The sequence below is a fragment of the Microscilla marina ATCC 23134 genome, assembly GCF_000169175.1.
Classification (GTDB): domain Bacteria; phylum Bacteroidota; class Bacteroidia; order Cytophagales; family Microscillaceae; genus Microscilla; species Microscilla marina.
Genome location: NZ_AAWS01000005.1, coordinates 288,241 through 299,067 on the forward strand (window position 1 = coordinate 288,241; position 10,827 = coordinate 299,067).

Annotated in this window: 4 protein-coding genes; all 4 read left to right on the forward strand. The window is 44.6% G+C overall.

All coding sequences use genetic code 11. From position 1 onward, the window contains the following. The first annotated feature begins 1 nt into the window (after position 1). Positions 2 to 5,881 (forward strand): hypothetical protein, encoded by a 5,880-nt coding sequence (locus M23134_RS06180; RefSeq protein WP_045113084.1) that lies wholly within the window; start codon positions 2 to 4, stop codon positions 5,879 to 5,881. Positions 5,882 to 5,886: 5 nt separating this feature from the next. After that, positions 5,887 to 6,630 carry a hypothetical protein gene (locus M23134_RS06185; RefSeq protein WP_157558362.1) on the forward strand — a complete coding sequence of 248 codons (744 nt, stop codon included), beginning with the start codon at positions 5,887 to 5,889 and terminating at the stop codon, positions 6,628 to 6,630. A 37-nt stretch (positions 6,631 to 6,667) separates the two neighbouring features. Further along, positions 6,668 to 8,275, forward strand: a complete 1,608-nt coding sequence (locus M23134_RS06190) for a hypothetical protein (RefSeq protein WP_002694645.1) — start codon at positions 6,668 to 6,670, stop codon at positions 8,273 to 8,275. Further along, positions 8,241 to 10,827, forward strand: a 2,587-nt coding sequence (locus M23134_RS06195) for a hypothetical protein (RefSeq protein WP_002694646.1), incomplete at its 3' end; no start/stop codon positions are given. The genes M23134_RS06190 and M23134_RS06195, both read left to right, overlap by 35 nt.

Sequence of the window (10,827 nt, forward strand, 5' to 3'; positions counted from 1 at the left end):
AATGAAACGGAAACAAATCAAGAGAATTAAACGGAAAATCATAAGGGCAACGTCGTTATTTCTGGCGTTCAACATAGTGGTGGACACCATATTTGCCGGGGCAGCTTTTGCCCTTACCTCTGGTCCCTCATCGCCTGAGTTTGCAAGTTTCGAACCCGTGGCCACCACCAACATGGTCAATACTTTTACGGGCGACTTTACCTATAACTTGCCTGTATTGCAAATTCCCGGTCCTGACGGTGGGGGATACGCTATGTCGTTGGCTTATCATAGTGGAGCCAACTCTGAAGAGGAGGCTTCGTGGGTGGGCTACGGCTGGACACTCAACCCCGGCTCGGTGAATCGCAATGTGCGCGGCTTTCCCGATGATTACAAAAGCGCCCCAGTAAAGCAATACAACAAGATGCCCGTCAACTGGACCACCAGTGGTACTTTGGCTACAGGACTTAAGTATTTTGGTAACAAGAAGGTAGTAAATTTTGAATACACAGGACCTAAGTCTGTGGTGTCTGTTGAAAATGCAACGGATGTAGACAAAGTGAAGATACAAGCAAATTACCTGCGAACTTTACGCTACAATAGTTACACTGGATTGGCTGCCTTTTATGGCATTGGGGGCAACGCCTTTGGGGGAGCAAGCTTCAATATGCAAACCGGGGCGCAAGGAACTACCTGGGGGTTTGGTATAAACCCTATGGCATTGTATAGAAACCTGAAGAAAGAAGATGGAAGTTTAAACATGAAAACCAAGACGTTGCATACACGAAAGTGGAGGTTTAAGGTGAGCGCAAAACGGTTAGGTAACCAAGTGTTAGGTGATTTAACCTCTTCTCCTTTGAGCACCAGTTTTGCTATGTATTCTTTTTCCGAAAATATACCAAATGCCAATGTTGAAGAGTATGACGCGACCAACTATAGCCTGGAAGCAGGGCTTACTGGTACGCCGGGTAATGTACCGGTAGGAATGGACGTGACTACCAAAGGAGTATTTTCTATTTATACCCATAAAGAGTCAAGCGACGAAACCGTAAACGGCTACATGCACAGCACCAGCCAACAAGACCAACGCAACGATTATTATGTAGAAAAAAGCACTCCTTATAGCAAAAGAGATGTGTACCTGGGCATTCCTTTCAACAACGCCGACCAATACATGATCAATGGTGAAGGTGTAGGAGGTGGCTTTAGATATTACCAGAAAAAAATTGGTCACTTTTTGCCTCGCTACGCCAAAAGCAGGACCAAAAAACGAAACCTGGGCATAGACTTTAATGTAGGGGTGACCGTAGGGGTTGGAGTAACGATTGGTTTGGGAGACCAAAAATCTGAAATAACCGACTGGAAAAAAAGAAGTGCCACTACCAATGCTTTGGGCTTTGACCAACAAGGAGTGTTTAGGTTCAATGGCGACAAAGCGGGTAGTGTAGAATATACGTCTACCAATACCAGCACTGGCAACACCAACCTGTCTACTGCGACCATTGGCAGTGGCAAAAGAGTCAATGCTCCGGGAGAGTTTGCCACCCACCTAAACACCGACAAACTCTCTAACTCTTCTTACATCAACTACCACAAAAAATCGGATCCAAAATTTGACAATACTCGCGTAACCGGTTTAGACAACAACGTAACGGCGGCTAACCCTGAAGCCATTACCGAAATGGAGGTAACGAACAAAAATGGGGTACGCTACATATATGGGGTGCCCGTGTTTAACCGCAATACCAGTAACTTTCAGATAGACGCTACCTCTGCAAATACCCAAATAGGTAATGGTGAGTTTTTGGCTTACCGCCCAATTGCTTTGGAGCAAACAGGAGGAAAATATAACCTGGACTTGGACAGTTCTTCGGTGCACGACTACCCCAATGCCAGAGTAATAGGTGAAGTACGTCAGTTGCCTTATGCTACCAATTATTTACTCACTTCTATCAATACTCCAGATTACGTAGATGTGGGCAATGACGGACCAGACGCTAAAGATTTTGGCGGGTGGACCAGGTTTGATTACCATAAAAAATATGGGGCAGGCACCGGAGCTCCCTGGTATCGCTGGAGAATTCCTTACAATGGATTGTTTTACGATCAAAATCAAAATTCGGATAAAAAAAGCCGCACTGGGACTATTTCTACCGGCGAAAAGGAGGTGTATTACCTAAAAACTGTAGAAACCAAAACCCACATTGCCTATTTTGTAACCAATGTGAGTGATGCCAGTCGTTGGAACGGAGTAGCAGGTGGTGTAGATGCTAACTCGCCCTATATTCAGGGTTCGGGCAATGTACGCAAGGATGGCTTGGGGGCAAAACACTTGAGTAGTGACAGTGACCCGGCATCGATAAAAGGTACAAACAATCAGCCAGTAAAAGGCAATGAAAGACTGGAATACCTTGAGAAAATTGTGTTGTTTTCTAAAAAGCAGTTGGACAAACCCTTGCAGGTAGTGCACTTTGCCTATGACTATAGCCTGGTACAAAACGTGCCCAATAGTGACCAAGGCTTGTTTCCTCGTCAGAAAACAAGTACTACTTCAGGCAAGCTTACCCTGAAAAAAGTATGGTTTGAGTTTGGTGGTATATCAAGCGGTAAAACAGCGCCTTATGAGTTTGTATACAAATACAAAGTGAAAAACGAGTTTGCCAAAGAAATAAGGGACGAATACGGGGCTATTGTCAATGAAATGAGCGATAAGCACGGGGAGTATGCCCAAAACCCTGATTATACCCCTTACTATTTAGGTCCTTGGGGAAATATTCAGTTTGATGGCAAAAACAGAAAGCTAAAGAAAATTCCCTGGATAGATCAAACCACCAGAACCACGGTTGACTATCAGAAGTTTGACCCTGCCGCCTGGCAACTTAAGCAAATTAAGTTACCATCAGGGGGAGAAATATTGGTTCAATACGAACAAAAAGATTACAGCTTTGTGCAAAACCGTCGCCCAATGGCCATGACTCCATTGAAAGAGGCGAATGATAGCCACCTGATGCTCAAAAATTATAGCTTGAACCCAAGTTATGTCATAGACGCCACCAGTTTGGGGCTCGACCCCAACAGCCCTGACTTTGCCAGTGAAATAGACCAACAAGTGGCCTTGATGCAAGACTATTTTGTGACCAATGGCGAAAAAATCTATTTCAGGTTTTTATATAACTTATATGGCAATGGAGTCCCTGTGCTGAATGATTGTAACGCGGAGTACATTACCGGATATGCAGCAGTGGGTAATGTTACCAAAGAGGGGAGTACTGGCATACGCATTACCTTGAACGGGGTAACCGACGACAACGGGAGGGCATCGGTGCCGCGTCAGGCTTGTTACGATTTTTATACTACCCAACGCCACGGCTTCGATTGTGAAGGAATAAAACCGTTTGGCAAACATGTATACGACAACCGAAAAGAACTTGCCAATGGTAACATTTTAAACTCCGCTACTACGGTAAATAACCAAATTTCGGGCTTGATCAAGTCCACATTTGACGAAAGTATACCCAAAAAAGAGAAGGTGGGAAAAACCATAAGTGAGGCACTTTCTTACCTTAAAATTCCTATGATTAAAGCCAAAAAAGGAGGAGGAGTAAGGGTAAAACGATTGCTGATGTATGATGCAGGTATAGAAAACGGAGATGCCAACCTGTATGGACAAGAGTTTATGTATGAAGATTTCTTGCTAGATGTTAACGGGAGTATACAAAAAATAAGCAGTGGAGTAGCCACCAACGAGCCTAGTACAGCCCGGGAAGAAAACCCCTTGGTGCGCTACCTGCCACGCAAAGGGCAGCAGTGGTATAGCCGATTGACTGCCGGATTGGACAGAAAGCAGTTTGAAGGACCTTTGGGCGAGTCTTTGTTGCCGGGTGCTTCGGTGGGGCACTCAAGGGTCATTGTACAAAGCATTCATAAAGGTAAAACTGGAACAGGCTTTTCTGTCAATGATTATTATACTGCCAAAGACTATCCATACGACAAGGTGTACACTTATGTCTCTGACAAAAAAGATTTTAAGATCGGAGATGAAAAAGGGGTAGATTATACCAGTTTGGGTGAAGACAGAAAGCGTATGAGCAACGTGACCATACCTTTAGGTTTATTTTACTACTCCAACACTCAGGCGTATCTTACCCAAGGCTACCGCTTCATTATTAACCAAATGCATGGCCAAATCAAGCAAGTGGCAAGCTACATGGGTACTTACACCGGGCAGGCGCTTGAGGCAGTGAAAAAGTTTGCCGGACAAACCTATGAGTATTACGAGCCTGGCGAAAAAATTCGAATGATGCAGCCCAATGGTGATGTAACCTGGGAAGTGCCTGGTAAAGAAATGGACATTACAATGGAGCGTCGTTCGGTGCGCAACCGAAATATTAGTGCTGACTTGTCGGTAGACCTTTCAGCCACATTTATTGTACCTCCATTGCCTATTTATGTATCACCTGCTTTGCGCTTTGAGTACACGACTCAGCGCATTAGCACCCATGTGACTTCTAAAGTAATTCGTTATCCGGTGATTTTGAAAAAAGTCAGTGCCTTTCAGGATGGGGTGACCAGTGAAACCGAAAATGCAGGTTTTAACCCTCATACAGGGGAGGTAATATTGACCCGTACGATGGATGGGTTTCATTCTACTGACACAAATCCTGTAAAGGTCAATGGTCAGGAACTCAATGGAGAAATTTATGCCTTGACAGTACCTGCTTCGTGGAAGTATCCCACCTTGGGGCGAAAGTATGAAAAGGGGCAAGTAAAGGATCGCTTTAACCAATTGGGTGTATCGGTAGGCTCTATAGTGACTTATGGAAAAGAGGGCAACCCATTTCAGGTAGCCGGAAAGTGGCGCATGGATAAAAATGTGCTCAGCGTGGGCTTTCAAACTTTTAAGAAAGATTGGGCAACCAATGCTTCGGCAGGGGTAAAAGCGCAGTATGGCTTGACTGATGCCGACATTATCAAGGCGTTGGATAAAATATGGCGACCCCACCAAAGCTATACCTACCGTGACAATGTACAATCGTCTGACCCCAAGGTAAATGCAAATAACCGGATTTATAAGGGAGGGGTCATTTCTAGTGTAACATTGCCCTCTTCTAGTGATTGGGAAGTGGCTCCGCCAACTTTTGGCAACAAATGGATTGCTTCTACTGAAGTGACCTTGTACTCTCCACACGGCAACGCATTGGAAGAGAAAAACCCATTGGGCATATACAGTTCGGCAAGGTTTGACAATGAAGGCATACTGCCTACAATGGTGGCAGGCAATGCGCAATATGCCTCTACTTATTTCAGTGGCTTTGAAGGACCAGGTTTTGCCAGCAAGGGACACTCCGGACTGTCGCACAAAGCCTTGAGTAGTACCGAAAAAGGTGTATTGGTCAATGGTGATAAAATAATGAAGACCAACCAACTTGAAACCAAAGGAGGCATAGTAAAACTGTGGGTACACCACGATTATGACCAGAATGAACTCAAGGTAAAGCTAAGAAATGCAGCCGATGGGAACAACGGTGAAACCAGCGCCAACGAATATGCGCTGAAAAAGGTAGCTCAAGTGGGCGAGTGGGTGTTGTTCAGCGGAAAGATTGAAGGAGCCGCGTTTAGCTCTTTTGCTTACAGTGAGTTTGACCTGGAGGTAAGCTCTTCGTTTACTGGAACCCTAAAAATAGATGATGTAAAGTTTCAGCCAGTAGATGCTCAAACCACTTGTTATGTATACGACCTTAAGTCGCTGCGCCTGATTGCTCAGTTTGACGACGAACACTTTGGTTTGTACTATCAATACAACGATGAAGGCAAACTCATTCGTCGCTTGATTGAAACCGAACGAGGAATGAAAACTGTACAAGAAACCCAATACAACCAACCCAAACGACCTAGAAAATGAAAGTGATGGCAAAAGTTTTATTGACAGGACTATTACTCTGGACAACTGTCCAGGGTAATGCTCAATCTACGAATAAATATTATCAGGTATTGCAAAACTTCATGGACAAAATGAAGAAGGTGCAGTTTCCTAAGCCAGGGCAACACTACCTGATGCATATGAGCATAAAAATGATCCCTAAAACCAACCTGGCAGTGTACCAGGGAAAGGTGGAAAGCAAAGAGGCCAAAGTGAAAATGATTGTGGGTACTCATCAACTGATGTATGAAACCAATCAAGTGAGTATTTACCAAGACCGCCAATGGGTGTTTCAGGTGTTCCACCCTCAAAAACTGATTTTACAAAAAAATACCCCCAAAGGTATGTTTAATCAACACCTGGCTTACGCCAAAAAGATGACCCAAATGCAAAACGAGTTGTTTGCGCAAAGTAAGGTGACCTCAGTAAAAGACAGGATGTATAAAGGCAAAAAAATAAAGTTGATTACCACTACAGTGGCAGCTGAAGCACAAAAAAAGTTTAAGGTGAAAACTGTTACTTACTTTTTTGACATGCAAAAGCAAAAACTTGAAAAACAAGTGGTGAAGTTTACCCCGGCGCATACGCTATCAGGGCAAGAAATAGTATACCTGCAGTTGAGCCCCAATTACAAGGGCTATGTGCCGGCTACTGCCAAAGCAGCAGTCATGAACACCCAACAGCGACTTTTGCCTAAGTTCAGGGGGTATTCCATAGAAACAAGTCACTAATATAAAACTTTGAGTAAGGATCAAATCATTGAATCGCATGAGACAAGCAAAATACTTATTGATACTAGGGTTATTTCTGTACACTGGTGTAGCCTGGGCGCAACAGCCTACCTATAAGAACGGGCACTACACTAATACTGTCATAGCTCAGCCAGCAAATAATGTCACCAAAACTTTATTGTTGCCGGCTACCCATCCCACTACCAACATTGCCAAGGCGTTGTTGAAGGTGCAATTAGACCTTGGCGAAACCTATACTTATGGCGATTTGGAGTTTGATGCCAAAGTAGATGTAACCGTCTTTGGCGAAAACAACAGTGGGGTATCAGAGAACCTCTGTACCTCTACTTGCCTGCTGGAAATTAGCAACAAGGTGCCCGAAAGGTTGTACCATTTTGATTTTATTGATAAGATCAACAAAGCAACGCCTGACTACAGTCAGTTTAGAGTGGTCGTAAGTTTGGCTAAAATCACTTTTCCTTTAAATACGACCCTGACCCCTGCCCAGCAAAGTACCCTGCTTGCCGAGATGCAGGCAAACCTGCGGGTAGTGGCAAATTATGACATTGCTTATAACATAACGGCAACGGGGGTAGCAGCAAACAACCTAAGGGCAACTATCACAGGCAAGACGGCTACATTTGCCTGGAATAGCGACGAACACATGCCCAATTACCAGCTACAGATATTGAGGCTACACAACTATGCCAACCCCGACAACAATAGTTTGGCGTGGACAAGTTGGGTAAGCACCATTGCTACCGAATATGCTACCTCGCTCACTGTAGATGCATTGAGAGATCGTATCAAACAGGAAACCGCTATTTTGACTGAGGTAGACTGGAACCGTGCTTTGACGCTTGAAACCCAAAGCGGTGACAAAACAGTACAGTTTACCCTTGCCGAAGGTACAGGGTATTATGTATGGCGGGTACGCCCTATAGGTACTCAATATAAAGGGGGCATTGCCAATGCCAAAAACTGGGGGCAGTGGTCGCACGCCGAAGTACCCGCTAAGCTGGGAACCATGGTATTGCTGGATTTAAAAAATGGGGTGATCAAACCTAAAGATAAGGATGGCAAAGCATTGAGTGTATTTCATTTTACCGACAGCGACGAGGCCAAAGGACGGAGCTTTATTTATTCCAGAACTTTTACCGAAGGCAATCGCACGAGCGAGAGCATTACTTATGCCAATAAACTGAACCAGGTCAAGCAAACCCAAACCTATCTGCCTTCTAAAAAAACCACCATTGTAACCCAACAAATGTACGACTACAGCGGGCGCCCGGTAATGGCCACTTTGCCTGCCCCTTTGCCAAACCAGGGGTTGAAAGGGTACTACGAAAATTTGGTGAAAACCCAAGGAACCACCCCAGTAGATAGAAAGTTGTACCGTCCTAAACATTTTGATAAAGATATTAATTACCGCAACCCTGCCAAAGTAGACCAAAGCGTGGGTAATCCTTATCACTATTATACCGGAAAGAACAACATTCCTGATGCTGAAGGCTACGCTTTTACCCGTACCTTATTTTCGCCCGATGGTAAAGTAAAAGAACAATCGGGTGTAGGCAAAACCCATATGATTGGGGGAAGGCGGCAAAACGGTGAAAACATATTACGCCACTGCTACCGAAACTGAACTGATTCGTTTGTTTGGCGACGAGGCACCTTCGGCAAGTTCGGTAATCAAGACCATCAACATTGACCAAAATGGTACAGCAAGCATCAGCTACACCTCTAAAGAAGGCAAAGTGATCGCCACTTGTTTGGCGTACCAAGAGCAAGCCAATATGAAAGCACTTGATAGTGCCGTTGTTGACACTACTACCGAAAAACTGCTCATCAATGCCCACTATAAAAGTTTTAACAAAACCGTGGCAAGTAAGCGCATTCACCTGATCAATGCCAGTCCGCTTACCTTTAAATACCTGCCTACTTGTACCGACTTGACTGGGTGCAAGTTTTCTGTCACTATTTTGATTCATAGGTTAGACGACGAAACCTCCACCAATTGGGCAACCATAAATACTGCTACCGCAGGACAAATAAGCTGGGGAAACATTAACGGAAGTACCCTGAGCAGCAATGCCGCCAATGCCGTTTGTAACACTACCGTGGAGTTTGCGGGCTTGACCCTACAGCCAGGCAGTTACCTGATTGAAAAACAACTGACCCCTATTGGCTTGGCAGGCATCCGGCAGTTACCGCCATCTGTGTTGAACAACCAGGCAAATGTATCGGGCAGCATCCAACCATTGATTGCCATGTTTACCAAGTGGATGAACAATGTCACCTGTAATAGTAAAATCGATTCTTTTTTTATAAAGGTAAAGGAGCTTGAGCAAGACTTGAATCAGGCAAAAACCGGTGCAGTGACTTTTGCTTCATTAGACAGCAAATACGCCAGTGATCTGGGCTTGGGCGCTGGTCAAACTTTCTTTGGCGAAGAGCACGGAGTAAAGCTACTGGAGCCTTACGACATTGAAATTAACAACCCGAGTTGTGGCACGATGCGTATCCCTATCAATTTGTCTACCGTGTTTGATTTTAAGAATATGACTTATGGGTTGAATGACCAAACTGGGGACGGAGTATATAAAGTAAACCCTTTCATTCAGTTTGTGTCACGCAAAACCGAGTTTTACCCCGATTTGGAAGGGTTTGCCTACAGCTTTTTCTGGAAGGTAGTACCCGATGATATTTCAGATTTGCCCACCGTGATTACTGAGGCAATTGCTAAAGGAAATGGGCAGATTTTGACCGAAGCTCAGTTTGAAGCCTCCCATATATATTTGGGTGGAGACTTGACCCCCCAAGAACTTGTCTTACTTGGTGGCTATACGCATGCCCAGGTAAAACAACGGGTAAAGTATATTTACTATAAGTTTTTAGCCCCTTTTATGAAGGGATGGCACGAACCAGGTACGTTTAGTTTAATGATTAAACACATGCTCACCGATACCTACAATGCCAACGGAAAAGACAAAGACGGCAACGTAGTAGCAGATACACTGGAAGCCCGCAAAGATGGCTGTGGCGATGACCTAAAGCTAAAGGCACATAGCAGCGATGCCAACAAAACCGCCCAATATTACGCCGAAAACTTGCTGGAGTGTTGGCAGTCGGAGCTTGCCAAGCTCAAAGTACAGGTAAACCCTGATGGCAGCGTGGATATAAACTACCAGACAGGTTCAGGAGGAATATCTACCGTAGTAGATGACCGCAGTGGGGGCAATACAAACGTACACGACAGTGCTTTTGACGATGCCGTGCCCAATATTCCATTCATTGGTTGGTTTTTGAAATGGGTACTTAAGAGCAAGGTCAGTAAGAAGATTCGTGACCAGCAAACCGGAGCTGGCACCAATAATAACAGCGACAATAAAATAGAAATTGCCTATGAGCAACACTTGGTCGAGTCATTTTTAAACTGCACGGGCTACCGTTTTGCCAAAATATTGGATAATCAAGACTTTACCCAAGGGACGCACACGCCTTTAACCGAGGATGTGCTGACCACGTTGCCCGCCGAACAAACCAGTACAGGCAGTGTAGATGAATACTACCAGAAAATGTTGCAAGACTCGACCCAAATAGTAGAGCGTAGGGCTAAAACATACAATGGGGTTGACCGTGGTTATTACCCCGACCGTGCCTGGGGAGTAATGATGGGTTCTGAAAACAAGTTTGCTTATATCTTAGACCCGGTGTATGCCTTCAAATATTTTCAGTACCGCATGGACAGCAAAAAAACTGTAGAGATTTTGACTTGCTACAAAGATTTTAACGGCTGCAATTATTGTGGCATTGGTGAAGTAACCTGCGACATTACCAGCAAAGACTGGACAACCACCCAACGTGATGTATACCTGCAAATGATACGGAAGTTTAAGTCGGGAGGAGTGACAGGTACCTACCCGGCAATGATAGACGGGAAAGATTTTGCTGCGCCTACCTATATAGCGCCTAACGGAGATGTAAAACTTTGGGACATTGCCAACCCTGACACTACCTTGAACGCAGCTGCATACTATACTCTGAACGACAACGGCTTTAAAAAGCCCGACGGTGAGCGATACCTGACGATGGTGGAGCTGCAGATCAATAAAATGAACAACGATGTGGTCAGGTTTTGTGATGCCAACCGGATAGTTTTCAGGAAAATGCTGGTAGACAGCCTCAAGAAAAAAT

What these genes read in the sequence shown, in the direction of transcription:
- M23134_RS06180 (WP_045113084.1), top strand. Translation starts at nt 2, where the DNA reads ATGAAACGGAAACAAATCAAGAGAATTAAACGGAAAATCATAAGGGCA.
- M23134_RS06185 (WP_157558362.1), top strand. Translation starts at nt 5,887, where the DNA reads ATGGCAAAAGTTTTATTGACAGGACTATTACTCTGGACAACTGTCCAG.
- M23134_RS06190 (WP_002694645.1), top strand. Translation starts at nt 6,668, where the DNA reads ATGAGACAAGCAAAATACTTATTGATACTAGGGTTATTTCTGTACACT.